Annotated in this window: 20 protein-coding genes; 8 read left to right on the top strand and 12 right to left on the bottom strand. The window is 68.4% G+C overall.

Annotated elements, in window-relative coordinates:
- The first annotated feature begins 3 nt into the window (after nucleotides 1-3).
- From ACWDUA_RS17560 to ACWDUA_RS17550, 3 genes are read left to right on the top strand one after another with little or no spacing between them, the layout of a single operon-like run.
- Nucleotides 4-1461: a DUF3375 domain-containing protein gene (locus ACWDUA_RS17560; RefSeq protein WP_449752342.1), complete on the top strand. Its 1458-nt coding sequence runs from the start codon at nucleotides 4-6 to the stop codon at nucleotides 1459-1461.
- Nucleotides 1458-2405 (top strand): DUF4194 domain-containing protein, encoded by a 948-nt coding sequence (locus tag ACWDUA_RS17555; protein ID WP_449752283.1) that lies wholly within the window; start codon nucleotides 1458-1460, stop codon nucleotides 2403-2405. Before ACWDUA_RS17560 ends, ACWDUA_RS17555 begins: the two co-directional genes overlap by 4 nt.
- A complete protein-coding gene (locus tag ACWDUA_RS17550; RefSeq protein WP_449752282.1) occupies nucleotides 2402-5746 on the top strand; it encodes an ATP-binding protein in 3345 nt (1114 codons plus the stop codon). The genes ACWDUA_RS17555 and ACWDUA_RS17550 overlap by 4 nt, the downstream gene beginning before the upstream one ends.
- Nucleotides 5747-5824: 78 nt before the next feature.
- Here ACWDUA_RS17550 and ACWDUA_RS17545 read toward each other — a convergent pair whose 3' ends face one another.
- From ACWDUA_RS17545 to ACWDUA_RS17515, 7 genes are all read right to left on the bottom strand, one after another.
- Entirely contained in the window at nucleotides 5825-6244 is a 420-nt protein-coding gene (locus tag ACWDUA_RS17545; RefSeq protein WP_449752281.1) for a DUF5313 domain-containing protein, read from the bottom strand.
- 166 nt (nucleotides 6245-6410) lie between these two features.
- Nucleotides 6411-6764: a VOC family protein gene (locus tag ACWDUA_RS17540; protein WP_449752280.1), complete on the bottom strand. Its 354-nt coding sequence runs from the start codon at nucleotides 6762-6764 to the stop codon at nucleotides 6411-6413.
- A 102-nt stretch (nucleotides 6765-6866) separates the two neighbouring features.
- On the bottom strand, nucleotides 6867-7925 hold the full coding sequence (locus ACWDUA_RS17535) for an ABC transporter permease (RefSeq protein WP_449752279.1): 1059 nt from the start codon (nucleotides 7923-7925) through the stop codon (nucleotides 6867-6869).
- A 38-nt stretch (nucleotides 7926-7963) separates the two neighbouring features.
- Entirely contained in the window at nucleotides 7964-8608 is a 645-nt protein-coding gene (locus ACWDUA_RS17530; protein ID WP_449752278.1) for a TetR/AcrR family transcriptional regulator, read from the bottom strand.
- Between the two features lie 95 nt (nucleotides 8609-8703).
- Entirely contained in the window at nucleotides 8704-9177 is a 474-nt protein-coding gene (locus ACWDUA_RS17525; RefSeq protein WP_449752277.1) for a hypothetical protein, read from the bottom strand.
- Between the two features lie 142 nt (nucleotides 9178-9319).
- Complete coding sequence (locus tag ACWDUA_RS17520; protein ID WP_449752276.1) at nucleotides 9320-10366, bottom strand: ParB/Srx family N-terminal domain-containing protein; 1047 nt, start codon at nucleotides 10364-10366, stop codon at nucleotides 9320-9322.
- A gap of 219 nt (nucleotides 10367-10585) precedes the next feature.
- Complete coding sequence (locus ACWDUA_RS17515; protein ID WP_449752275.1) at nucleotides 10586-12823, bottom strand: NADP-dependent isocitrate dehydrogenase; 2238 nt, start codon at nucleotides 12821-12823, stop codon at nucleotides 10586-10588.
- 196 nt (nucleotides 12824-13019) lie between these two features.
- Here ACWDUA_RS17515 and ACWDUA_RS17510 point away from each other — a divergent pair, with 196 nt between their 5' ends.
- Nucleotides 13020-13439 (top strand): hypothetical protein, encoded by a 420-nt coding sequence (locus ACWDUA_RS17510; protein WP_449752274.1) that lies wholly within the window; start codon nucleotides 13020-13022, stop codon nucleotides 13437-13439.
- A 199-nt stretch (nucleotides 13440-13638) separates the two neighbouring features.
- On the opposite strand, the gene ACWDUA_RS17505 is transcribed toward ACWDUA_RS17510, so the two are convergent.
- Nucleotides 13639-14490 (bottom strand): 3-hydroxybutyryl-CoA dehydrogenase, encoded by an 852-nt coding sequence (locus ACWDUA_RS17505; protein ID WP_449752273.1) that lies wholly within the window; start codon nucleotides 14488-14490, stop codon nucleotides 13639-13641.
- A 192-nt stretch (nucleotides 14491-14682) separates the two neighbouring features.
- Between ACWDUA_RS17505 and ACWDUA_RS17500 the strand changes: the two genes are divergently transcribed.
- Both ACWDUA_RS17500 and ACWDUA_RS17495 read left to right on the top strand, forming a co-directional pair.
- The gene (locus tag ACWDUA_RS17500; protein WP_449752272.1) at nucleotides 14683-15474 is read left to right on the top strand and encodes a hydroxymethylpyrimidine/phosphomethylpyrimidine kinase; all 792 of its coding nucleotides are present in this window, start codon (nucleotides 14683-14685) and stop codon (nucleotides 15472-15474) included.
- Between the two features lie 268 nt (nucleotides 15475-15742).
- Nucleotides 15743-21232, top strand: a complete 5490-nt coding sequence (locus ACWDUA_RS17495) for an ATP-binding protein (RefSeq protein WP_449752341.1) — start codon at nucleotides 15743-15745, stop codon at nucleotides 21230-21232.
- A gap of 75 nt (nucleotides 21233-21307) precedes the next feature.
- Here the strand turns inward: ACWDUA_RS17495 and ACWDUA_RS17490 are convergent, their stop codons facing one another.
- Nucleotides 21308-21874 carry an ester cyclase gene (locus tag ACWDUA_RS17490; RefSeq protein WP_449752271.1) on the bottom strand — a complete coding sequence of 189 codons (567 nt, stop codon included), beginning with the start codon at nucleotides 21872-21874 and terminating at the stop codon, nucleotides 21308-21310.
- Nucleotides 21875-21995: 121 nt separating this feature from the next.
- On the opposite strand from ACWDUA_RS17490, the gene ACWDUA_RS17485 reads away from it, so the two are divergent.
- Both ACWDUA_RS17485 and ACWDUA_RS17480 read left to right on the top strand, forming a co-directional pair.
- Complete coding sequence (locus tag ACWDUA_RS17485) at nucleotides 21996-22712, top strand: TetR/AcrR family transcriptional regulator (RefSeq protein WP_449752270.1); 717 nt, start codon at nucleotides 21996-21998, stop codon at nucleotides 22710-22712.
- A gap of 84 nt (nucleotides 22713-22796) precedes the next feature.
- Complete coding sequence (locus ACWDUA_RS17480; RefSeq protein ID WP_449752269.1) at nucleotides 22797-23813, top strand: FAS1-like dehydratase domain-containing protein; 1017 nt, start codon at nucleotides 22797-22799, stop codon at nucleotides 23811-23813.
- A 48-nt stretch (nucleotides 23814-23861) separates the two neighbouring features.
- Here ACWDUA_RS17480 and ACWDUA_RS17475 read toward each other — a convergent pair whose 3' ends face one another.
- From ACWDUA_RS17475 to ACWDUA_RS17465, 3 genes are all read right to left on the bottom strand, one after another.
- Nucleotides 23862-25259: an aminotransferase class III-fold pyridoxal phosphate-dependent enzyme gene (locus ACWDUA_RS17475; protein WP_449752268.1), complete on the bottom strand. Its 1398-nt coding sequence runs from the start codon at nucleotides 25257-25259 to the stop codon at nucleotides 23862-23864.
- A gap of 115 nt (nucleotides 25260-25374) precedes the next feature.
- The gene (locus ACWDUA_RS17470) at nucleotides 25375-25629 is read right to left on the bottom strand and encodes a hypothetical protein (protein ID WP_449752267.1); all 255 of its coding nucleotides are present in this window, start codon (nucleotides 25627-25629) and stop codon (nucleotides 25375-25377) included.
- Nucleotides 25622-26452: a COG4705 family protein gene (locus tag ACWDUA_RS17465; RefSeq protein ID WP_449752266.1), complete on the bottom strand. Its 831-nt coding sequence runs from the start codon at nucleotides 26450-26452 to the stop codon at nucleotides 25622-25624. Before ACWDUA_RS17465 ends, ACWDUA_RS17470 begins: the two co-directional genes overlap by 8 nt.
- Nucleotides 26453-26456 lie beyond the last annotated feature (4 nt).

Below are 26456 nucleotides of genomic sequence, written 5' to 3'. Positions count from 1 at the left end.
GCGATGGAGAGCACTGCGCAGCCCACGCTGACCCAGGCGTGGGATGCCAATCGGTCGATCCAGAAATCGGCGGCCGTCCGGCTGTTCGCGGCGACCAATTCGGCGTTGTACGTCACGTTGATGGAGCGTCACCTCGACTTCGGTGCGCGCCGAACGGAGACCGACCTGGCGATCCGCCTCGAACGCGACATCGCCGAGCTCGGTCTCATCGACCAGCCGAGCGGCCTGGAACTGCTCAAACTGTGGGCCAAGCACGGCTGGCTGCACCGTGTGCCGGATCCGGTGGTCTCCGCCCAGAACATCTGCCACCTGACCCCCGAGGCCCGGTCGGTCCTCGACTACACCCGCCGGCTCCGCCGCGAGGACTCCGTGGCCACCGGCGGATCGATCAACGGTGTGGCTGCCGGCCTGCGTCGGGTGGCCGGTCAGGTCAGCAACGATCCGCATCAGCTCCGAGAGGACCTCGAGCACCAGATCGAGGAGCTCGATGCCGAACTGGCCGATCTCGACGCCGGACGACGACGCGACCCGGATCTGCGGGCGGCCGAGGACGAGGCCCGCGCCATCGCCTACCAGATGGAGCAGATCCTCTCCGACATCGGCCAGTACGGCAGCATGCTCGACCGCATCACCACCGCACTGCTCGACGACCCGAACGATTCCGACCTCGCCTACCGTGACCGGCAGCGACAGATGTTCGACGACTACGAGGAGTTGCTCGAATCGCCGCAGAGCGGGTCATACCACGCGTTCACGCACATGGTCCAGGACCCGTCGCAGCGCGCCCGACTGGTCGCCGACATCCAGACCGTCACCGACCAGTTGCCCGGCATCGACCCCGGCCTGCGATCGGTGATGGACAACTTCTTCGGTCTGGTCACCGAGCAGATGGGCGAGGTGGGCCGAATCCGGCAGCGTTGCGCCCGACGTATCCGACGGTTCGTCGCCTCCGGCACCCTGGAACAGAGCCGCGGCATCGCCCGCCAGCTCAACGACGCGCTGGCCACCGCGAACGAACTGCTCTCGCTGTCGCTCGCCGACCGTCGGCTCGGCTACGAGATGCCGCTCGCCCCCCCGTCGATCATCTCCAACGGTCGCCTCGCGTTCGAGATCCGTACGCCCGAACCGCCGACGCCCGCCGTGGTGGCAGGCGGTGAGGCCAATCTGGACTCGTTCGTCTCCCTCGCCGGCCAGGTCGACACCGTCGAGCTGACCGCCGTCGTGAACACCGCCGTCGAGGACGGCCCGGTCTCGCTGGCCGACATGATCGATCAGCTCGACCAGCCCTTCCTGGCCCACGTCATCGTCCTGTGGTCGTGGGCCCTGCGACAGCCCTCCGATGCCGCCGGCGAGACCACCGTGGTGCGTTTCGCCTCCCTCGAGGGGGAAGACCGCTACATCGAGGTGCCGGCCCTCACCTTCACCGAACCGATCCCGACCGCGGAGGTCGACGCACTGTGACCAGCACGACCAACTCGACCGATACGACGGGAGGCGCCGACCTGTCCGGTACCACCGACACATCCGCTGCGGACGACGTCACCTCGCCGCCGACCGATTCCACGCCCGCCGTTCCACCCGTCCCCGACGAGTTCACCGGCTACGACGACCTTCCCGCCGTCGCCCGTGGTTCCGGTGACGACGGCCCGCGCACGCCACGTTTCGACGGCGATGTCAGCGCGATGCCCGACCGTGCGTGCTGGGCGTTGCAGAACCTGCTCGCCCGACGCTACGTCAGCGGCGACCGCACCCCGCAGCTGTGGGCCTGGGTGATCGAGTACCAGGAACTCCTGCGGATCCGGCTCTCGGAGCTCGATCTGCGGCTGCGGCTGGCCACCGAGCTCGAGGTGGCCTTCGTCGAGCAGGCCGGCTACGACTCCCGATGGGGTCGGCGCCTGCTCAAGCGCGAGACCATCCAGACCTACGACGCCATCCTCGCCCTGCATCTCGCCAAGCACGTGCGGGCCGCACGCGAGGAGCGCGTTCTGATCACCACCGAGGAGATCCACGAACTGTTCGCCGGGGTGTCGAACACCATCGACCGCGACCTCGCCTTGTTCGACAAGCGGATCGTCAAGGCGATCGACAAGCTCGAGGAGATCGAGATCCTCCGACGGCACCGGGACGATCCGGACACGTTCACCGTCAGTCCGGCGATCACCGCGATCATGACCGCATCGGTGATCACCGACCTGCAGCGCCAGTTCGAACAGTTCATCGGATCCGGCGAGGAGCCGGCCGAGTCCGGAACCACCGATCACCGCGGTGGCGGGAGCACACCCGACGGGTTCGACGGCCTCGGCCATGACGGGGACGACGACCACGGCGATCCCGGCAGCGCCGCCGCCGACGACACCGCGGACGACGACACCGAGGACACCGCAGACGAAGGAGACGACTGGTGAGCGATCGGGTCGACCAGTTCCACCTGTCCCGGCTCCAGCTGATCAACTGGGGTGTCTTCGACGGCTACCACTCGATTCCGTTCAGCACCAACGGTTCTCTGATCACCGGGTCATCCGGCAGCGGCAAATCGTCACTGCTGGATGCGATCTCGCTGGCGTTCCTGCCCGACCACCGCCGCAACTTCAACGCCTCCGGTGACGCGACCGCCGCGGGTGCGGCCAGCGGCAAGCGCACCGTCGGCAAGTACGTGCGCGGCGCCTGGGGTGAGCGTCGTGACGGCGTCACCGCGACCCGCGAGATCATGTACCTGCGGGGCACCGGACCGGCGTGGGCGGCCATCTCGGTCACCTACACCTCCGACTCCGGGACGTCGATCACCGGTCTGGTGCTCAAGTGGCTGGCCACCGGCAAGATGACCGACGCGCACAGCGCCTACTTCATCGCCGACGACGACGTCGACATCGTCGACGTGTGCAACGAGTGGGCCCAGAGCAACCACAACTCGGCACGGCTGCGCGAGCGCGGCTGGCGCGGTGGGCCGGGGGAGGGCAAGTACCTGGCGTCGCTGTACTCGCTGATCGGCATCCGCGGATCCGATGCGGCACAACAGTTGCTCGGAAAAGCCAAGTCACTCAAGAGCGTCGGCGGTCTCGCCCAGTTCGTTCGCGAGTTCATGCTCGACGAACCGACCAGTATCGCCGGGATCAAGGCTGCCCTCGACCAGATCGATCCGCTGGTCGAGGCGCGGGAACTGCTCGACGTGGCGCGGCGCAAGCGCACCATCCTGGGCAACATCGAGGCCGTCCAGGAACGGTATGCCACCGAGGCGGCCAAGTTCACCGTCCTCGACACCATCGACACCGCGGCAGCACGTGCCTATCTGACCAATCTACGGCTGCGCAACGCCGGACCCGAGATCGCCGATCTCGACGACCAGATCGCGCGTCTGGACGGCGATCTCGCCGCGCTGACCGCCCAACACGACCAGCTGCGCACCGATCACAGCCATCTGCTGTCGCGGATTTCCTCCAGCACAGCCGATCTCGCGCCGTTGCAGGAGCAGTTGGCGGCGGCGCAGAAGGCGGCCAACGAGGTTTCGGTGCGCCGCGCGTCCTACGAGTCCAAGATGTCGGCGCTCGATGTGGAGATCCCGGAGACCGCCGAGGACTTCTGGCAGCTGCGCGAGACGCTGATCGAGGACGCCACCCGTCTCGACGGCCGGCTCGAGGCGGGCAAGCACCACTACGCCGAGGCCCTGGCCGAGGAGGTCACCGCCCGCACCCGCCGCGACGCCGCCTACGAGGAGCTCACCCGCGTCCGGACGGCCGGGTCGGCGCTGCCGCGCGCCGAACACGAGATGCGCCGCGTCCTGGCCGATGCCCTGCAGATCGACGAGTCCGAGCTGCGGTACGTCGCCGAGATGGTCGAACTCGACCCGGAACAGGAACGCTGGCGTCCCGCGGTCGAGAAGGTGCTGCGCACCGCAGGCCTGCGACTGCTGGTACCCGACGACCACTTCCGTTCGGCGCTGCGGTTCGTCAACACCCACGACATGCGCGGTCGCATCCAGCTGCACCGGGCCGAACGCCGGGCCGTCCCCGCGATCGAGCCGGGCACCCTGGGCGCCACGCTGCGCGCCGTGGACCCCGACCATCCGAGTTCGGCCGAGGCACTCGCGATCCTCGGTCGCCTCGGCAACTACGCGTGCGTCGACTCACCGGCCGACTTCGCCGAGCACACCAAGGCGGTCACCGACCAGGGCCTGCGCAAGGACTCGGCGAAGCTCGCGATCAAGGACGACCGACAGGTCCTGCGCGCCTCGCAGTACATCTTCGTCGGCAACGTCGACGCCAAGATCGCCGCGCTACAAGAAGAACTCGACCACGAGGAGACTGTGCACGAGGCGGCGCAGCTCGCCAGTGCGTCACTGGAGACCGAGCGCACCGACAAGGCGCGCCGTCGTGACGCCTACCGGGCGGTGTGTGAGCAGTTCACCCAGTGGAGTGAGATCGACGTCGACACCGCCGACGACCGGGCCGAGCGGCTCAGTGATCAGTACGAGCTGCTGATGGAGGACAACCCCGACATCGAGGCGCTGCAGCGCAAGGCCGAGGAGATCTGGGAGCAGGTCCGCGCGGCGATCTCCAAGGCTGCGCTGGTCCGGGACCGGATGGCCACCCACGATCACCGCCGCACCGCCCTGCTCGACCTCGTCGACCGGATCAAGCCGGAGGACATCCCTGCCGCCGCCGAGACCGCCCTCGACGCGTTCCGGGAGGATTCACCGGCGACGCTGGATGTGCTTGCGCCCGAACCCTATCGGCAGGAACTGATGAAGGCCGTGGTCCGGGACCGTGACCGGATGCGCGCCGACGCCCGACGTTCCCGTGACGAGCTCGCCCGGATCCTCGACACCTATGACGAGGAGTTCCCGGACGCCATCCCCAACGACAGCGACGATTTCGACGAACGGATCCACGACTACGTGGCACTGTGCCGTCGCATCGACGAGCGGGAGTTGCCGTCGGCGTATGAGCGGATGCGGCGCCTGATCACCGAGCAGGCGCCTGGGGCGATCCTCAACCTGCACATGGCCGCCGACGCCGAGGAACGTCGCATCCTCGACCAGATCGAACGTGTCAACGCCGGTCTGGGATCGGTGGCGTTCAACCGTGGTACCCGGCTGCGGCTACAGCCGGGTCGCAAGGCCCTCGCCGCGGCCGCCGAGCTCACCGAGAAGGCCCGGCTGATCGCGCAGCGTTCCACCGCGGTCGCCTTCGGTGACGAGCAGGCGATCCTCGAGCAGTACGCCGACATCCTGATGCTGCGTGAGCGGCTGGCCGGCGGTACCCCGGAGGACCGGCAGTGGACGCGGGATGCGCTCGACGTGCGCAACCGATTCGACTTCTACTGCGCCGAGCACGACGTGCAGACCGGGGAGACGATCCGCACCTACTCCAATGCCGGGGACAACTCCGGTGGCGAGCAGGAGAAGCTCATGGCGTTCTGTCTGGCCGGTGCGCTGAGTTTCAACCTGGCCAGCCCCGACGGGCACGACAACCGGCCGATCTTCGCGCAGCTGATGCTCGACGAGGCGTTCTCGAAGTCGGATCCGCAGTTCGCCCAGCAGGCGTTGTCGGCGTTCCGGAAGTTCGGTTTCCAGCTGATCATCGTGGCGACGGTGCAGAACACCAGCACCATCCAGCCCTACATCGACAACGTGGTGATGGTGTCGAAGACAGAGGACGCGAACGGCCGTCCGGTGGCCACCGCGATGTCGACATCGATCGGGGCGTTCGCCGATCTGCGGCGGTCCTCGGGCAAGAACCAGCTGATCTGAATCACCGGTCGACCGGAACGAGAAGAGCCGGGGCGGAATGATCCCGCCCCGGCTCGTGCCGGTGGATTCGACGCGCGGTCACATGGGCCGGCTGCCGCCGCGGTACTTGCGGTGGTACTCGTCGTAGAGGTCGGCGTTCTTCTCGCGCTCGCGCTTGTTGATCAGGTCGGGGTCCAGGCCGTGTTGGGACAGCCGGTAGCGGCGGTACACCCGGTTCAGGGCGATCGAGAAGAAGATATAGGGGATCAGGATCGGCACGGTCATGTTCGCACGCACCACCCACTCGGCGGGAACGAACAGCAGTGGGATCAGGATGATCACACAGGGGATCGCCCACCAGGCGACCATACGGGCGGCGGCACCCGGCCCGGCGAGATCGTTGGCCACCCAGGTACGCATCGAGTCGGGGAGTTTCGCCCCGTAGACGTACTTGATGTACTGCAGACCATGCGGACGTTCGTCCGTGTCGGCCTCGGCGTCGGAGTGCGTGCGGACCATGGGGGCTTCCTCGTTTTCGACCGGTACTTCGGCTTCCAGTGTCGCAGACCCGGGTGGGGTGCGGTGGCACCACGAGCATTCGGTAGTGCGCAATTGAATTGTACTCTCGCGATCTACGCCGATGCACATCGCGCCGTGCACCCGTCCCGGGAGGGCTACGGCCGGGTCACCTCGTCAGCGGTGAGTAGAACACCAGCCCGTTGCCCTTGTTGTCGTAGACCACCGCGCGACGCTCGTGCGCGTCGTCGTACGGGCCCTTGACGATCCCGCCACCGCTCGCCTCGATCGCCTTCGCCGCGGCATCGACGTCGGCGGTCTTGATCCCGACGACCACCTGACCCGGGATCGGGTGATCGATCTCGGTCGCCAGCGCCAGGGTGACCGCGCCGCCGTCGAGGGCTGCGAAATGCGCGCCGTCGCGGAACTTGAGGGCCATGCCCAGGGTGTCGCTGTAGAACCTGATCGACTCGTCCAGGTCGTCGGTCGACAGGACGATCATGCGGACTTCGTGCTCACTCATCGAGACTCCTTCTGTGACAAACCGTCTCCCAGCCTAGGCCGCACGGGACCGATCCCGACAGGTCCCGGTCCGGAATTGGTCCAGAGGTCCCGGGTACCGACGTCAGAGCCGGTGGTGCTCGTGGCTGATCGGGTAGAGCACGTCGACGTCGACCGCGGAGGCGGCGTCGGTCCGGTTGCGGCGGATGTTCCAGATCAGGACCACCAGGGCACCGAGTCCGGCATACAACCCCAGGCACACCCACGCCGCCGTGCTGTCGGCCGACGGGAAGTACAGCGTGTTGCGGATCAGTTGGGCGCCACCACCGGTGGGTAGCCATTCACCGAGACCCGCCCAGAAACCGGGCAGGAAGGTCCATGGGATCGATGCGCCCGAGATGGTCGCACCGATCAGGAAGTAGACGCCGCCGGCGAGGGAACCCACCGGGCCGAACAGGGTGACGAAACCGGCGGTCGATCCGGTGATGGCCAGGGACACCAGAAGATAGGTCCAGAACAGGGTGATGGTGTCGGCGGAGCCGCCGATCCCGAAGAACGACGAGAACAACAGCACGATCAACGCCGACACCACCGCGTAGGCGACGAGCGCACCGACGTGCCCGACTCCGCGCCGGACCGAGCGAGGGACCCGCGGCATCAGCCGGCCGAGCCCGAGTGAGGCGATGCTGCCGCCGAGGGAGATCACCTGCAGGATGTAGCCGAGGGAGGAGCCGTTGATGTCGTCGGTGGACAGTGCCACGACATCGTCGGGGAGGGTCTGGGGTAGGCCTTGCTGTTGATTGATCTCGGCGGCAAGGGTTTTGATCGTACCGGCCGGGAGCGCACCGCCGGCGCCCGCGGTGACCGCCACGACGCCGGCGGCCGTCACGTCCAGGCCGCCGGCCACCTCGCGGGTGCGGATGGCCTCGGTGAGTGCCCTGCGATCGGGAAAGGTGGTGGCCGTGAACGAGCCGTCGGCCTGCAGGTGTGTGGTGAGGGCCTCCGTCTGGGCGCTGGGCCCGACGAGCCCCACCGGCAGGTCGCGGGGCGACGGAGAATGCCCGACGCCGAGGTAGAACGACCCGAGCCCGAGCTGGATCAGGGCACCGGCGAAGACGACTGCCACGAGCAGTCGTCGATAGCGGGTGCCGAACGACAGCGGTTCGGTGGAGATCAAGGACATGCGGGAATCCCTTTCGCGGGCGTCGCCGGGCGATGTGCTCAGGCGGCGTCGAGAACGGCCAGGTGACCGGCGACGGCCACCGAGATCTGGGTCCGGACATCGGCGAGGGTGTCGCGGTCGGGGTAGGTGTGGGTGGAGTGCCGGGCGATCGCCAGATTCGTGACGCCGAAGATCATCCGCGCGGTCAGCAGTGCGCGATCGGGGTCGGGCACGAGCCCCCGCGTGCCCGCGTCGTCGACGAGTCGTTGTGCGATGTGCCCCTCGAGGTCGCCGACCAAGGCCAGGCCCTCCTCGCGGTAGCGGTCGCCGGACACCCCGAACAGCAGTTCCCGCTGGTAACTGCATCCGTTCCCAGGGTCGGAATCGACATAGGTGACCACCGGACCGATCATCGCGAGGATCGCCTCGGTGGTGTCCGGGATGCCGGCCGCGGCCGCGACCCCGGCATCGATGGCCGCCCGGAAGTCGCCGTTGAGCACCATCAGCAGCAGCTCGCTCTTCGACGACGCGTACCGGAACACGGTGCCGGCGGCGACGTCGGCGCGGTCGGCCACCTGGCTGGTCGACACGGCCTCGAAGCCCTGCTGGGCGAAGAGGTCGGCGGCCGCGCGGAAGATCCGCTCGCGTTTGTCGCGCATGTTGCGCACCCGACGACCGGGTGACGGTGTGGACGTGGGGGTCACCTGATCTCCCTCCTGCGACGGTCGATGATCGTACTCATTTCTGAGTCTAGTCATTAATCGCCGGGAGTCCGCAAGGTGACGGCGACGCCGAGTGATCACATCGGTGGTGCGCCGATCCCGGAGGCGCCGATCCCGTAGGCGTCGGCGCCGACGTGACGATCGCCGACGTGACGATCGACGGCCTGTTGCGGTGCGCGACATTCGGGGTGGCGCGGACCGAGTGGGCCCTCGGGCGTGCTCAGCAGCCGATCGCCCGCGTCCGGTCCGGCCGCGGTCGGGACGCGGGGCGTACTCGAGGCCCGCCTGCGCATCGGTGGCGGGTGGTGCACCCGAATCGGTGACGTCAGGCCTGCGCCGGCGGGACGGCGGTCGGTCGGCACACCGAGGGCGCGGACGCCGGTCATCCCGCCGCCGCCGAAGTGGCTGCCGGTCGGGTGACGGTGAGGCCGGACCGACCGATCGGCAATCCAGGTGCCGAACCGTCCCGGCGGCCGGTGTGCGCGAAGGGTTCCCTCACCCCGGGCGTGCATCGGGCGCACGAGGATGGTCGGGCCCCGGTAACCGACCATCCCGACGCTTCCTGCCGCGGTCGCCGACCGCGCTCGCCCAGGTCCGGGTTTCACCGAGTCGTCGTGCCCGGGAACGGCCCGTGGGCGCGAGGCGGCGACGCCTCGCGCCCACCGAGGATGTTGCGTTCGCAGGTGATCGGCGTCAGCTCGCAGACCCCAGCTGCGGAAGCAGCCCGAGGCTGTTCTTGTAGGCGATCGCCGCGGTCAGCTTGCCCGGCCTCGATTCGGTCAGCGGTGTGATCAGCTTCGCGAATTCCTTCTCGTCGAACGACTTCCGCTTGCCCAGCTCCGAGGCGGTGAATCCACCGGCGATCTGCTCGTCGTTGCTCGCGGCGATCATCGTGTCGCCGATGTTGCGGAGCAGGCGCTGGTACGAATCGGCGTTTCGCAGGTCGAAGCGGGCCGGATTCACCCCGGCGTCGTTACGGTCACGAAGCCATGCGCCCCAGTAGAACTCCTGGAACGGCGGCGTACCGCCCGGGCTGGAGAAGCTCACGTCGTCCAGGAAGTACAGTGCGGCACGGTAGGTGTCGTTGCCGAACTGCCCGAGCCCCAGACTCTTCGGCAGCTGTGCCGGGCTGATCGACGCGCCGGCGGTGTTCTTCAGCCACGTCCACTTCTTGTCCCGCATGGTCTTCCAGAACTGGGCGGGGGACTGGTCGGAGAGGTTGCCGGCCACACGCAGGCGGACATGGGTGGACGGTCCGCCGCCGATGGTCTCCCAGAACGAGGTCAGGGTGTGGTGGCCGTCGGTGAGGTACAGCCGGCCACCGGGGCCGATCACGACGGTCTTCATCTCGTCGGTGTCGGCGGCGGTCTCCGAGCCGAGCGGGACCTCACAGGTGAAGCTCGCGGGATCGGAGATCCGGGAGGCCGCGGTGAACGACGAGACGCCGCGCTGTCCGTTCGTCTCGCACCAGGTGTCGAATCTGAGTTCGGCGGCGTTGGGGCCGAAGGTCCAACGCCCCAGACGGGCGTAGACCTCGTCGTATCCGAGGGAGGGCTGAGTGGGGTGCAGATCCGAGATCTGCACGTCGAGAAGCGAATCGGCGGCCGCTGCACAGTAGCGCGCACGATCGGCGGCGCAGTTCGGGGCGGCATCGGCGGCCGGTGACGCCACCAGACCGAGGGCGCCGGCGATCGCACATGCCGCGGCGGCCAGGGCGATTCGGGGAGAATGTCGGTTCACGAGCCGAAACGTTAACGGCCCCAGATGAACAGACGCCGAACCTTCGATGTCGGGCTGACGCCGTGGCCATTCGCCGAGCCGGCATCGCCACCATGAGCGGCCACGAACGCCGGAACCGCCACGACCATCGTGGTCGTGGCGGTTCCGGCGTCGATGGGGCGGATCTCGCCGACCGGCTCCGTCAGGTCGTGACCCGTCGGTTCGGCCTCGCGGGTGGGATCAGCCGAGCGCCGAGACCAGCGCCTCGTTGAAGGTCGCACTCGGGCGCATCACGGCGGCGAGCTTCTCGGCGTCGGGGGCGTAGTACCCGCCGATGTCGACGTGATCTCCCTGGACCTTGTTGAGCTCGTCGACGATGGCGGCCTCCTGGGCCGCGAGGGTCGCGGCCAGCGGGGCGAACTTCGCGGCGAGATCGGCGTCCTCGGTCTGCCCGGCGAGGGCCTGCGCCCAGTACATCGCCAGGTAGAACTGGCTGCCGCGGTTGTCGAGCTCGCCGGTGTTACGCGACGGTCCCTTGTTGTTCTCCAGCAGCTTGCCGGTCGCGCTGTCGAGGGTCTTCGCCAGGATGAGCGCCTTGGCGTTGTCGGTCTTGCGGCCGAGATCCTCGAGGCTGACCGCGAGCGCCAGGAACTCACCCAGCGAGTCCCAGCGCAGGTGGTTCTCCTCGATGAGCTGCTTGACGTGCTTGGGGGCCGAGCCGCCGGCGCCGGTCTCGTACAGGCCACCGCCCGCCATCAGCGGCACGATCGAGAGCATCTTGGCGCTGGTGCCCAGCTCCAGGATCGGGAACAGGTCGGTGAGGTAGTCGCGCAGGATGTTGCCGGTCGCCGAGATGGTGTCCAGGCCACGGATCAGGCGCTCCATGGTGTAGCGGATGGCCCGGACCTGCGACATGATCTGGATGTCCAGACCGTCGGTGTCGTGATCCTTCAGGTAGGTGTGGACCTTGGCGATCAGTTCGTTCTCGTGCGGGCGGTACGGATCGAGCCAGAACACCACCGGCATACCGGATTCGCGCGAGCGGGTCACGGCGAGCTTCACCCAGTCGCGGATGGGGGCGTCCTTGACGATGCACAGACGCCAGATGTCGCCCTCTTCGACGTTCTGGGTCAGCAGCACCTCGCCGGTGGCGATGTCGGTGATGTTGGCGACACCCGCCGCCGGTACCTCGAAGGTCTTGTCGTGCGAGCCGTACTCCTCGGCCTTCTGTGCCATCAGGCCGACGTTGGGCACGGTGCCCATCGTGGTGGGGTCGAACGCGCCGTTGGTCTTACAGAAGTTGACCATCTCCTGGTAGATGCGGGAGAAGGTGGACTCCGGGTTGACCGCCTTGGTGTCCTTGGGACGTCCGTCGGCGCCGTACATCTTGCCGCCGGCGCGGATCATGGCCGGCATCGAGGCGTCGACGATCACGTCGCTGGGCGAGTGGAAGTTCGAGATGCCGCGGGCCGAGTCGACCATCGCCAGCTCGGGACGGTGCTCGTGACACTTGTGGAGGTCGTCGACGATCTCCTCGCGCTTGGACGCGGGCAGGGTCTCGATCTTGGCGTACAGGTCGGACAGACCGTTGTTGACGTTGACGCCCAGCTCGTCGAAGAGCTCGCCGTGCTTGGCGAAGGCTTCCTTGTAAAAGGTGCGCACCGCGTGGCCGAAGACGATCGGGTGGCTCACCCGCATCATGGTGGCCTTGACGTGCAGGGAGAACATGACCCCGGTCTTGTAGGCGTCCTCCATCTGCTCCTCGTAGAACTCGATGAGCGCGTTCTTGCTCATGAACATGCTGTCGATGACGTCGCCGTCGGTCAGCGACACCTCGGGCTTGAGCACCACGGTCTCGCCGGCATTGGTGATCAGTTCCATCCTGATCTTGCGATCGCCCTTGACCGTCAGCGACTTCTCGCCGTGATAGAAGTCGCCCTCACGCATATGCGCGACATGGGTGCGCGAGGCCATCGACCACGTGCCCATGCTGTGCGGGTGCTTGCGCGCGTACTCCTTGACCGCCTTGGGGGCGCGGCGATCGGAGTTTCCTTCGCGCAGAACGGGGTTCACCGCACTGCCGAGACACTTGGTGTACCGGGTGCGAATCGCCTGCTCGGCCTCGGTCTTCGGATTGTCCGGGAAATCGGGGATGTCGAATCCCTTGCCCTGGAGTTCCTTGATGGCGGCGAGCAGCTGGGGCACCGATGCGCTGATGTTCGGCAGCTTGATGATGTTGGTGTCGGGATCCTGGGTCAGCCGGCCGAGCTCGGCCAGGTTGTCCGGAACCTTCTGGTCGTCGGTCAGGCGCTCGGGGAACTCGGCGAGGATACGAGAGGCCACCGAGATGTCACTGGTCGCGACATTGATGTCGGCGGCATCGGCGAAAGTGCGAATGACCGGCAGGAATGCGTGCGTCGCCAGCATCGGCGCCTCGTCGGTGAGTGTGTAGATGATGGTCGGCTTTTCCTGGGTCATGTTCCGCCTTCGCCTCGTAATCGTCACGCGACGTCGCGGTCCGTGTTGCCCGACGTCGCCTACATGTCGCCGTGGTCCGTGTTGCCCCGGCGTCATCCAGTATCTCGTATCACGTCCGGGGGAGCACAGTGCGCTCCTCGGTGGGATTCCGGCGCGGGTCTTGCCAGGCCAGCCTGTCAAGCGTAGCTTGACAGGCATGGTCGCGCCGTTCACGCCGGACTATCTCGGCACCGGGTTGATCGTCGACATCGCCCCGGCGGTGTCGGCGGTGATCGCCGCCGCCTCGACCGAGGCCGCCCGCCAGGCCGCCGAGCTGACCGGAGCCGATCCCGACCCGGGAGCCCACACCGCCCCGGATGCCGATGCCGGACCGGGAGCCGTGCCGAATCAGCCCGACGTCCACGCCGATGCGAAGGCCCTGGCCACCCAACTGGTCCGCCTACGCATCGAACTGGCCGCCGGACTCGACCCGATCGACACGGTCGTCGTGCTGCGCCGCGGAGAGGTCACCTGGGCCGCGATCGCCCAGGCCGCCGGGACCTCCCGACAGGCGGCCCACGAACGGTGGGGGCGTCGTGTCCGCGAAGAGGTCGACGGCCAGGATCCCGACGACTGACCGAGATCCCGACCACTGACCGAGATCCAGACGACTGACCGACGGCGCCCGGGTTGCCCGTCGGGTCGACCCGGAGCTGATCCCGGCCTCACCTGATCCCGCCCGGTCGATCGACCGCACGGACGCCGATGCCCGGCCGGTACATCACCGGCCGGGCATCGTGTCTCGGGCGCGGTCACCTGCTTCCGCGTCCCCGGACTCAGTTCGAGTAGTCGTAGAACCCCTTGCCGCTCTTCTTACCGAGGTAGCCGGCCTCCACCATGCGCTGCAACAGCGGCGGCGGGGCCAGGTGCGGCTCGCGGAACTCCTGGTAGAGCGACTCCGCCACATCGAGCACGACGTCGAGGCCGACGGTGTCGCTGAGGGTGAGCGGGCCCATCGGATGGGCGCAGCCGTTGACCATGCCGGCGTCGATGTCCTCCTTGGAGGCGTAGCCGCTCTCGTACATGCGGATCGCGCTGACCAGGTAGGGGATCAGCAGGGCGTTCACCACGAACCCGCCGCGGTCGCCGGCGGCGATGGTGCGCTTGCCGAGGTGATCGCGGGCGTACTCGGTGACCTTCTCGATCGCGGTCGGCGAGCTGGCCAGGCTGGAGATGATCTCCACCAGGGGCATCACCGGTACCGGGTTGAAGAAGTGCACACCCACCACACGACTCGGGTCGGCGACGTCCTTGGCGATCCGGATGATCGGGATCGACGAGGTGTTGGTGGCCAGGATCGCATCGGGCGAGGTCACCTTGTCCAGCTCGGCGAAGAACCCCACCTTGAGCGACTCGATCTCCGGCAGCGCCTCGATGACGAGTTCTCGATCGGCGAAGTCGCCGATCGAGGTGGTCAGGGTCAGGCGCGAGAGCGCCTGCTGCGCATCGTCTTCGGAGATCTTGCCGCGGCTGACGCCACGGCCCAGCGACTTCTCGATGCGGGCACGAGCACCGTCGGCCGCGGCCTGGTCTCGCTCGAGCACCAGCACGTCGTCGCCCGCACGGATGGCGATCTCGGCGATGCCGGCACCCATGGTGCCGCCGCCGACCACTCCGAGCTGTGTCATGAAAAGCCTCCCGATGTCGGTGTTGGATCGTGGGCAACGTTAGTCCGTCAGAACGTCCCACGTGCGCGCGGATGGCCGCCGACACCACCTCCTGGCAAGCAGGTGCGACGCAGGTCACGACACCCGCCTCGACGGCCCACGACGCACTGTCGGAAAATCTGGGACGGCATTCGATCGAGGAGAAGTGAGGCCATGGCAGACGTGTCGTATGTGATCGCCGGTTCGGAGTCGACCGGTGGCGCCGGGATCCAGGCGGATCTGCGCACCTTCGCGCAACTGGGCACCTACGGGGTGGGCACGCTCACCTGCGTGGTGTCCTTCGACCCGAACGACGGGTGGGGTCACCGGTTCGTCCCGATCGACGGGTCGGTGATCGCCGACCAGATCGAGGCCGCCACCACCGCCCACGATCCCGAGGTGGTCAAGGTCGGCATGCTCGGCACCCCCGAGACGATCGAGGTGGTCGCCGATGCGCTCGGCGCCCGCGAGTGGCGTCACGTGGTGGTCGACCCGGTGCTGATCTGCAAGGGCCAGGAGCCCGGGGCCGCCCTCGACACCGACAACGCCCTCCGCTCCCGCATCCTGCCGCTCGCGACCGTGGTGACCCCGAACCTGTTCGAGGCCGCCACCCTGGCCGGGATGGAGACCCTGTCGAGCGTCGACGATCTCGCCGAGGCCGCCAGGCGGATCGCCGACCTCGGACCGGAATTCGTCATCGTCAAGGGCGGGGTCGGCCTGGCCGGACCCGACGCCGTCGACGTCGTCTGTCACGGTGGCGAGGTGACCGTGCTCAGGGCACCGAAGGTGGGCGAGGAGCGTGTGTCGGGGGCCGGCTGTACCTTCGCCGCGGCGACCACCGCCGAACTCACCAAGGGTGCCGGGGTCCTGGACGCCGCCCGTACCGCCAAGCAGTTCACCCATGACGGCATCGTCGGGCGCCTGGCGTCGAACGTCCCGTTCGACGCGGTGTGGCGTCGCGGCTGACCCCGGTCCGATCCGCCGTCCCGGCCCCACGGGGCTACTCCCGGGTAGGGGCCGGGAATGCCGGAGTCTGTGCCGCGCGCCACACGCGGCGCGTCGGATCCGTACTCGCGCGTAGCGAAACAATTCGCAAGAATCGATCGGGCCTGCCCACTGATGTCCCGGTCTGCCGACCGGGACCTGCCGAAATGTGACCCGACGCCCCCGTCGGATCGCACCGCGACCGTCGCGCGGCCGAACCCGGGCGGGAGACGAAGGAGGGATATCGGTGGTGTTTGCACGTATTGCCATCGTGAACCGCGGTGAGGCCGCCATGCGACTCATCCACGCCGTTCGGGCGTTGTCCGCGGAGACCGGACAGCCCATCGAGGTCATCGCGCTGCACACCGATGTGGACCGCAATGCGACGTTCGTGCGTGAGGCCGACGTCGCCTACGACTTGGGTCCGGCGGCCGCACGCCCCTACCTGAACCTGGAGATCCTCGAGCACGCCCTGCTCGAGACCGGCGCCGACGCGGCGTGGGTCGGTTGGGGCTTCGTCGCCGAGGATCCCGCATTCGCCGAGTTGTGTGACCGCATCGGTGTGACCTTCGTCGGACCGTCGGCCGAGGCGATGCGCAAGCTCGGCGACAAGATCGGTGCCAAGCTGATCGCCGAGGAGGTCGGCGTCCCCGTCGCGCCGTGGAGCCGCGGTCCGGTCGACACCATCGACGACGCGCTCGCCTCCGCCGCGCAGGTCGGCTACCCGCTGATGCTCAAGGCGACCGCCGGCGGTGGTGGCCGCGGTATCCGGGTGATCACCAGCGACGACGATCTGCGCGACGCCTTCGACCGGACCCGAGACGAGGCCGCCCGCGCCTTCGGTAGCGGTGTGGTGTTCCTGGAGCGTCTGGTCACCGGTGCCCGCCACGTCGAGGTGCAGGTGATCGCCGACGGGCAGGGCACCGCCTGGGCCCTCGGCGTCCGCGACTGCTCGGTGCAGCGTCGGAACCAGAAGATCATCGAGGAGTCGGCGTCGCCGGTGCTCGGGGCCGAACAGGTCACCGAGCTCAAGACCTCGGCCGAGCGTCTCGCGGTGGCCGTCGGCTACTGCGGTGCGGCGACCGTCGAGTTCCTGTACCACCCCGGTGAGCGACTGTTCGCCTTCCTCGAGGTCAACACCCGCCTGCAGGTGGAGCACCCGATCACCGAGATCACCACCGGCTTCGATCTGGTCCGCGCCCAGCTGCGCGTCGCCGGGGGCGAGAAGCTCACCGGTGAGGCACCCGCCGAGCGCGGTCATGCCATCGAGGCCCGGCTCAACGCCGAGGACCCCGACCGTGACTTCGCGCCGGCCCCCGGCCGGATCGAGCGGCTCGAGCTGCCCGCGGGTCCCGGTATCCGCGTCGACACCGGTGTCAGCGAGGGTGACACGATCCCCGCCGACTTCGACTCGATGATCGCCAAGGTCATCGCCTACGGCCGCGACCGTGACGAGGCACTGGGCCGGCTGCGCCGCGCGATGGCCGAGACCCGCGTCATCATCGAAGGCGGCTCGACCAACAAGAGCTTCGTGCTCGAACTGCTCAACCAGCCCGAGGTGATCGACGGCAGCGCCGACACGGGCTGGATCGACCGGGTCCGCGAAGAGGGGCGGCTTGTCGCCAACCGCCACTCGGCGGTGGCGCTCGCCGCCGCCGCGATCGAGACCTACGAGGAAGAAGAGGGCGTCGAGCGTCACCGCCTGCTGTCCACCGCCGCCGGTGGCCGCCCGCAGGTCCAGCACGACAGCGGCCGCCCGCTCGATCTCAAGCTGCGCGGGGTGGGCTACCGCGTCCGCGTGGCCCGCATCGGTGCGCACCGCTTCCGCGTCGGGATCGAGGCCGGTGAACTCACCCGCACCGCCGACGTCGACATCGAGCGGTTCGACACCCACACCTCCCAGATGGTCCTCAACGGCGTCCGCTATCGCCTGGTGACCGGCACCCACGGCCCGATCCACCTGGTCGACGTCGACGGCGTGACCCATCGCATCAGCCGCGACGAGGGCGGCGTGGTGCGTGCCCCGGCGCCCGCACTGGTCGTGGCCACCCCGTTGTCGGTCGGCGACGAGGTCGAGGCCGGGGCCCCGGTCCTGGTCCTGGAGTCGATGAAGATGGAGACCCTGGTCCGTGCGCCGTTCCGCGCGCGACTCAAGGAATGCGTGGTCTCCGTGGGTACCCAGGTCGAGACGGGCGCCCCGCTGCTGCGTCTGGAACCGATCGTCGACGACGCCGAGGACGAGACCCCCGAGGTCACCGAAGCGGTCGAGATCGAGTTGCCCGACGCCCCGGTCGACGTGTCCGCGGAGGACCGCACCAGCCGCGGCCTGGAGGATCTGCGCAGCCTGCTGCTCGGCTACGACGTCGATCCGCACGACCGCACCCGGCTGCTCAACGACTATCTGACCGCCCGTGCCTCGGTGATCGAGGGCGGTCGTCGTCCGCTGGCCGACGAGCTCGAGCTGATCACGGTGTTCGCCGATCTGGCCGACCTGAGCAAGAACCGGCCGTCGGAGGAGAACCTCGGCGACGAGCACGTGCACTCCTCACGCGAGGGTTTCCACACCTACCTGCAGAGTCTCGACGTGGAGCGCGACGGCCTGCCGGCCACCTTCCACGCGCAGCTGGGGCGGGCGCTGGCGCATTACGGCGTGCACGACCTGGAGCGCAGCCCCGAACTGGAGGCGGCGGTCTTCCGTATCTTCCTGGCGCTGCAGAACCCGACACAGTCGGTCACCGTCATCGGGACCCTGCTGCGCGAGTGGCTGCACGAGCCCACCCCCCGCGACGAACTGCAGGACAGTGTCGGCAACGCACTCGACCGTCTGGTGGCGGCCACCCAGGTGCGCTTCCCGGTGATCGCCGACCTGACGCGTGGCGTGATCTACGCCTGGTACGGCCAGCCGCTGCTGCGTCGCAACCGTGCCCGCGTCTACCGCGACGTGCGCGAGCACCTGCGGTACCTCGACGCCAATCCCGATGCCTCGGATCGCAACGAGCGGATCTCCGAGATGGTCAGCAGCACCGAACCGCTGGTGCGGGTCCTGGTGCAGCGGATGCAGCGCGAGAACGCCGACCCCACGGTGATGCTCGAGGTGCTGACCCGCCGCTACTACGGCAACAAGGGCCTCACCTCGGTCCGCATCGAGAAGCCCGCCGGGGCCACGTTCGTGATCGCCGAGCGCGACGGCAACCATCTCGTCTCCTCGGCGGTGCAGTTCGACGGGCTGGGCGCCGCCCTCGGCGAGCTCGGCCAGCTCGCCCGCGGGACCGCATCCATCGATGCCGACATCTACCTGAGCTGGGAGGACCAGCCGGACGATTTCGATGCGATGGCCGCAGCCCTCGGCGAGGTCATCGCCGGCGCGGTGCTGCCCTACTCGGTTCATCGGGTGACGATCACCGTCGCCGGTGCCGACGGTGCGTTCATGCATCACCACTTCACCTTCCGGCCCACCGCGACCGGATTGGCCGAGGAGCGCCTGATCCGCGGCCTGCATCCCTACATCGCGCAGCGGATGCAGATGGAACGACTGCGCAAGTTCGACCTCACCCGACTGCCGTCGTCCGACGACGAAGAGGTGTATCTGTTCCGCTGTGTCGCCAAGGACAACCCCTCCGACGACCGCCTGATCGCGTTCGCCCAGGTGCGTGACCTGAGCGCGATGCGCGACGAGGACGGCCGGGTCCTGACCCTGCCGACCGCGGAGACCATCCTGGCCTCGTGCGTCGACTCGATCCGCCGCGCACAGCCGCTCGCCGACCGCAACGCCGACACCAACCGGATCGTGCTCTACATCTGGCCGCCGATGGACCTGTCGGAGGAGAACCTCGACGTGGTGGCCGAACACATCCGTGGCACCGCCACCGGTGTCGGCCTCGAGGAGGTCCAGGTGATCGCGCGTCGTCGCGACAGCGAGACCAACGAGCTGAGCAAGGTCTCGATTCGCTTCGCCGCCAATCCGACCGGCAGTTTCGATGTCGTCGTCGAGGAGCCGACCGACGACCCGATCGAGCCGGTCGACGCCTACCGGCAGAAGGTGCTGCGTGCCGCCAAGCGCAACACCGTGTACCCCTACGAACTGGCCGGGCTGCTCGGTGAGTTCGCCGAGTACGACCTCGATGCCGAGCAGCGGTTGGTCCCGGTCGACCGCCCGAAGGGCGGCAACAGTGCCGCGATCGTCGCCGGTGTGGTCACCACGGTCACCGACAAGTACTCGCAGGGCATCGCCCGCGTCGTGCTCCTCGGCGACCCGACCAAATCGCTGGGCGCGCTCTCGGAGCCGGAGTGTGCCCGCGTCATCGCCGCCCTCGACCTCGCCGAATCGATGCAGGTGCCGTTGGAGTGGTACGCCCTCTCCTCGGGTGCACGGATCTCGATGGACTCCGGCACCGAGAACATGGACTGGGTGGCCCGCGCGCTCAAGCGTGTCGTCGAGTTCACCCAGGCCGGCGGTGAGATCAACATCGTCGTGGCGGGGATCAACGTGGGCGCCCAGCCGTACTGGAACGCCGAGGCGACGATGCTCATGCACACCAAGGGCATCCTGGTGATGACCCCGGATTCGGCGATGGTGCTGACCGGTAAACAGTCCCTGGACTTCTCCGGTGGCGTGTCGGCCGAGGACAACTTCGGTATCGGCGGCTACGACCGTGTGATGGGCCCGAACGGTCAGGCGCAGTACTGGGCGCCGAACCTGGCGGCCGCCCGCGACGTGCTGATGTCGCACTACGACCACACCTATGTGGTTCCGGGTGAGCGCACCCCGCGCCGCGCCCACACCACCGACCCGGTCGAACGCGACATCTCCGATTTCCCGCACGTGATGGCGGGCAGCGACTTCGCCACCATCGGACAGATCTTCTCCGTCGAGCACAACCCCGACCGCAAGAAGCCGTTCGACATCCGCACCGTGATCCGTGCGGTCGCCGACCAGGACCACCCCGTCCTGGAGCGCTGGGCCGGTATGGCCGACGCCGAGACCGCCGTCGTCTGCGACGTCCACCTCGGCGGGGTGCCGGTGTGCCTGCTGGGCATCGAGTCCCGCGAGGTCGCCCGCCGCGGCTACAAGCCGACCGACGGACCGGACGCCTACACCGCGGGCACGCTGTTCCCGCAGTCGTCGAAGAAGGCGGCCCGGGCGATCAACGTCGCCAGCGGCAACCGTCCGCTGGTGGTGCTGGCCAACCTGTCGGGCTTCGACGGCTCGCCGGAGTCGATGCGCAAGCTGCAGCTGGAGTACGGCGCCGAGATCGGTCGTGCGATCGTCAACTTCCGTGGGCCGATCGTGTTCTGCGTGATCTCGCGCTACCACGGTGGTGCGTTCGTGGTGTTCTCCAAGGCGCTCAACCCGAACATGACCGTGCTGGCGATCGACGGCTCGTTCGCGTCGGTGCTCGGTGGCGCCCCCGCCGCCGCAGTCGTGTTCGCCGGTGAGGTCGCCAAGCGGGTGGCCGCGGATCAGCGGGTACGCGAACTGGAGACCACCCTGGCCGCCTCGTCCGGCGGCGACCGCTCGGCGATCGCCGCCGAGCTCGCCGAGACCAGGCAGTCGGTGCGCGCGGAGAAGATCAGCGAGATCGCCGCGGAGTTCGACGGGGTGCACAGCATCCGCCGCGCCGTGGAGGTCGGATCGGTGGACGCCGTGATCGCCGCCTCGGAGCTGCGTCCGCAGATCATCAAGGCGATCGAGGGCAATCCCGCGTGGTCGGACAGCAACGCCCACGCCGGGGTGTCCTGATCACCTGACCCGACGACTCGGGCCCCGATCTCCTGCGAGGTCGGGGCCCGCTCGCGTTCACCGGGTCCGGCGCGGTCAGTTGCCGTCGAGATCCGGGGGAGTGGTGGTCATCAGCCGCGGATCGGGTTGACCGCCCGCGGTTCTGAGCACTCCCACCACCGCCCTGCCCAACGCGAGGAGTCCGCGCGGTCCGCGCTTGTCGATCCCACCGAGCAGCTGCTTGACGATGGTCAGCTGGTCGAAGTAGATCCGTTCGGTGACGAGGTTCTCGTTCTCGTCGAAGATGAAGTACGCGGTCATCCGCGTCCGATGCCGCGACCCGGTGGGCGGGATCTTGCCGAGGTACCCCTTCTGGGTGCCGAGCAGCCAGAACTCGACGATCACCGCATCCACGCTGTGCCGGAACGCGATCAGTTCGTGGTCCTGATCGGGGAAGGCCACGCGGGTGTCCTGGTAGTAGCCGCGGACGTCCGAGTCGCCGTCGTGCACCAGCATCTGGGCGATCAGCTCGTAGTGCGGATGCGGGAACGTCGACAGCGTCGCGTCCCAGTCCTGGGCCACCTCGTCGTGGAAGTGATCGAGGACCAGCTTCTCCCGCGCGCGCAGCACGTCTTCGGGCGGCAGGGTGAATCGTGATCGCATGGGTCTCCTGTGATCGTCGTGAGCGGGCCGTGACCTAAATACCCACACTGTGGGTAATATGGGTCACAGACTAGCGCCGACCTGATGACCGAGGCAACACCATCGGGCAGAATTGTCCGGCGTGACCACCACCTCGGGACCACGCCGTGGCCGACCCCCCAAGGGCGAGTCGGGGCTCACCCGTACGGCGATCGTCACCGCGACCCTCGCCGCGGTCGACCGCGACGGCGTATCGGCGGTGAGCATGCGGTCGATCGCGCGTGCACTCGGGGTGGACCCGAAGAGCCTCTACAACCACGTGCACGGCCTCGACGGACTGCTCGACGCCGTTGCCGAACATGTCCTCGGGTCCGTCGAGCTGCCGCAGGTCACCGGCGACCTCACCACCGACCTCACCGCGGTTGCGCACGCCTTCCGTGCAGCGGCGCTCGCGCATCCACACGCGGCGGCGCTGGTGCTGACGCGTCAACTCGACTCGGTCGAGGGTCTGGCACCGGTGCAACTGGTGCTCGCCACCCTGCGCGACGCGGGTTGTCCCGCCGAGGAGTCCGTCCACATCCTGCGCGCCCTGCTGGCGGCGGTGATCGGTGCGCTGTTGCGTGAGGTCGAGGCCGGCCCGACCTTCGGCTCCACCCTCGCCGCAGATGTCGCGAGAAGAACTGCGGCCCTGGCTGATTCAGGATTCCCTGCGGTCGCCGAGGCCGCACCGTTCATCGCTCGGTTCGACGGTCCCGCCGAGTTCGAGTACGCGGTGGGATTCGCGATCGATGCAGTCCGTGCACGGCTGCGACGCGACTCCGACGCCTCGGGTTCCCGAATCCGGCATCCAGGCCACTGACCTGCACCTATCCTGAGCCGAGGCCCGGCAACCGGCCACAGGGGCCCGGATCGTCATCGCAGTCGGATGACCAGGAGGCCGCCGATGCGTTCGCAACCGTCGACGTCATCCGACGATCCCCGGTGCGTCCGCCGGATGTCCAAGGACCATCACACCGTGGGACGAGAAGAGGTCCGCACCTTCGCCCGCGTGGTCCACGACTGGAATCCGCTCCACCACCGGGAGGCGGCCGCCCACGCGGCCGGACATCGCGCCCTGCAGGCGCCACTGACGTACGCGGCGGCCATCGCGGGACCCATGGAACAAGCCGACCTCCTCGCCGATCTGCCGGGCGGATACGACCTTTCGCAGCTGCTACACGTCGAGGAGCGGCACATCTACCACCGACCGGTCTACGTCGGTGACCGACTCTGGCGGGTGTCGTGGGTGGAGTCCTATCGCCCGTCCGAGCGTGCCGACGTCATCGTGATCGAGAACCAGTTCGTCCGCGCCGACGGCGAGGTCGTGCAATCGATGTGGACCTCACTGCTCGGGCGCAGCGGCGGTGCCGTCGACCCCGATATCGTGCGGGCGGCCCATCAGGTGATGGCGGTCGTGCCGGACATGCCCGAGACCGTCCGCATCGGCCCCGATCCGGACGCCCTCCGTGAACCCGGCGACTTCCGGCCACCCGGCCCGGCGACCACCTGCGCCGACCAGTGGGAACGCGGAATGTTCTTGCCCGAGCACACCTTCGAGATCTCGCGCACCGATCTCGTGCTCTACTCGGGCGTCTCGGCAGACCCGAACCCAGTGCACTTCAGCGAGCACCTCGCCCGGCTCGCCGGGCTCGAGACCGTCGTTGCCCAGGCGATGCTGACGATGGCGCTCGGCGGCGCCTATCTCGGGACACTCGTCGGCGACCCGGCGTCGGTGCGAGAGTACCGCGCTCGTTTCACCAGTCCGGTCTACCTCCGCGCGACCGAGCGGGCGACGCTGAGATTCGGCGCGAAGGTCAGACATCGCGACCCCGAGAGCGGGAGGGCCGAGCTGAGCATCACCGCCACGCACGATGGGCGGCGGATCTTCGGACGATGTTCTGCGACGGTGGATCTGCGCTAGGGCCCCACGGGAGGGTGGCCCCGGTCCCGCTCGTTCTCGGGGTGACGGTCACCGCTCCGCGGTGACGTGCCGGTCGGCGACGTCGAGTGCCCGGTCGAGGATCTCCAGCCCGGCCCGCGCCTCGTCGGCGGTGACGGTACACGGCGGGACGACATGGATCCGGTTGTAGTTGGCGAACGGCAACAACCCGGCCGCCTTGCAGGCTGCGATGGTCTCGTTCATCGCCGGGCTGCTCGAACCGTAGGGCGCCAGTGGTTCACGCGTCGCGCGATCGGCGACCAGCTCGACCGCCCAGAACACACCGACACCACGCACCTCGCCGACACTGGGATGCCGATCGGCGAGTTCGTGCAGGCCGGGGCCGATCACCTCGGCACCGATCGTGGCCGCGTTCTCGACGATCTGCTCGTCCTCCATCGCGCGGATGGTGGCCACCGCTGCCGCGGTCGCGAGCGGATGACCGGAGTAGGTCAGTCCGCCGGGATAAGGGCGGTGGGCGAAGGTCTCGGCGATCGCGGTGTTGATCACCACGCCGCCAAGTGGGACGTATCCGGAGTTGACACCCTTGGCGAAGGTGATCAGATCCGGGGTGACGTCGCCGTGTTCGAACGCGAACCACCGCCCGGTGCGGCCGAAACCGGCCATCACCTCGTCGGCGATGAACACGATGCCGTGGCGATCACAGATCTCCCGCACCCCGGTGAGATATCCGGGCGGCGGGACCATGATCCCGGCGGTACCGGGCACCGACTCCAGGATGATCGCCGCGATCGTGCCCGGACCCTCCATGGCGACGACCTGCTCGAGGTGCGCGAGTGCGCGCTCGCACTCCTGCTGCTGCGTCTCGGCATGGAACTGCGAACGGTACAGGAACGGCCCAAAGAAGTGGACGACGCCGCGGGTACCGGAGTCGGTCGCCCAGCGCCGCGGGTCGCCGGTGAGGGCCACGGCGGTGTCGGTGCCACCGTGGTAGGAGCGGTACCGCGACAGCACCTTCGGCCGGCCGGTGTGCAGTTTGGCCATCCGCACCGCGTGTTCGACGGCGTCGGCGCCGCCGTTGGTGAAGAACACCTTGTCCAGGCCGGCGGGGGTGTGGGTGGTGATCAGCCTCGCCGCCTCCGACCGCGCGTCGTTGGCGTGATGCGGGGCGACGGTGCACAGTTTGGCCGCCTGCGCCGCGATCGCCTCGACCACCTTGGGGTGCTGATGGCCGATGTTGGTGTTCACCATCTGAGAGGAGAAGTCCAGCAACCGCTTTCCGTCACCGTCCCACACATACGATCCCGCCGAGGCGGTGATCGTCATCGGCGACAGCTCGGCCTGTGCCGACCACGAGTGGAAGACGTGGGCACGGTCGAGCTCGTAGGCCCGGGCCGCCTCGGCCCTGGCGTCGGCCGCCGAGAGCCCGTTGGGCAGCGTCGGGGCTTCGTCGTCGATGAGGGTCATGGCCACGCTCCGTACACGGTGATTCGGGTAGTCGCCGTCATCCTAAGGGGACAGCCCGTCGTCCGCGGGATCGAGGGCGCCCCCGCGCGTTGGCGGCTCCGCCCCGCTCGCGATCTCAGGGCCGATCGTGATGATGGCGAGCCGAGGCCCAGCCCGCGTAGTCGTGCATCCAGTCATCGACGTGGACACCGGAGGTATGCCTCCACTGCACGGTGTCGGCAGCGGCATCCCGGTCCAGGGCGGCGAGTGCCGAGAGGGCGAAGCACAGCACCGCCACACCCACTGCGACCATGACCGCCACCCGGAGCCGACCGGGCCTCACCAGGACAGCCCCCGAGTGGATCGGGCCGGCGAACATGTCCTCACGCACCGACGCCCACCTCCGTTCCGGTTCGTCCCCCGGTACGGTCGACCCCGGTGACCGAGAGGTAGGCAACGAGCACCACCATCACGGCCAGGAACACCACATTGGTCACCGTCGTCCCGAACCCCAGCCCCCCGTCCGTGCGTGACTGGGTCAGAAGGTCACCGAGCGAGGCCCCCAGCGGTCTGGTCACGACGTATGCGGCCCAGAACGCGACAACCGCCGGCAGCCCGAATGAACGGTGTGCCACCGCGATCGCGACGATCACCAGTGCGAAGACCGCCGCCGACAGCCGGTAGCCCAGGTCGAGCCGTTCGGCGATCAGGTCGCCCGCAGCGGTGCCCAGCGCGAAGGTCACCAGGATCGCGAGCCAGTAGAAGGCCTCACGGGGCACGGTGCGGATCGAGTGGATCGACAACGTGCGCTCCACCCGGTACCACGCGGCGAACACGAGGATCAGCGCCACGGCGAACACCGTCGTCGAGGTGATGAGCGGAACACCCCACGAATCGGTGAGGGTGTCGGTGACGAGCGTGCCGGTCACACTGATGACCAGGACGGTCCACCAGTACACGACAGGGATGTAGCGCCGCACCGAGAACTGGGCGATCAGCGCGATCACGGCCAGCACGAGGGTCACGATGGTGGTGGTGCGCAGCCCCGCACCCAAGGTCATGTTCAGATAGTCGGCCGCGGTCTCACCGACCGTGGTGGCGAGGATCTTGATGATCCAGAAGAAGATGGTGATCTCGGGGACCTTGTTGGCCCGCAACGCCGTCCACACCGGGGTGCCGACGGCGGCGGTACGGTCGTCTCCACACGGGCTCATCTGC

Source organism: Gordonia sp. NPDC003376, from assembly GCF_053589235.1.
This window is presented reverse-complemented; position numbering and strand designations above follow the sequence as displayed.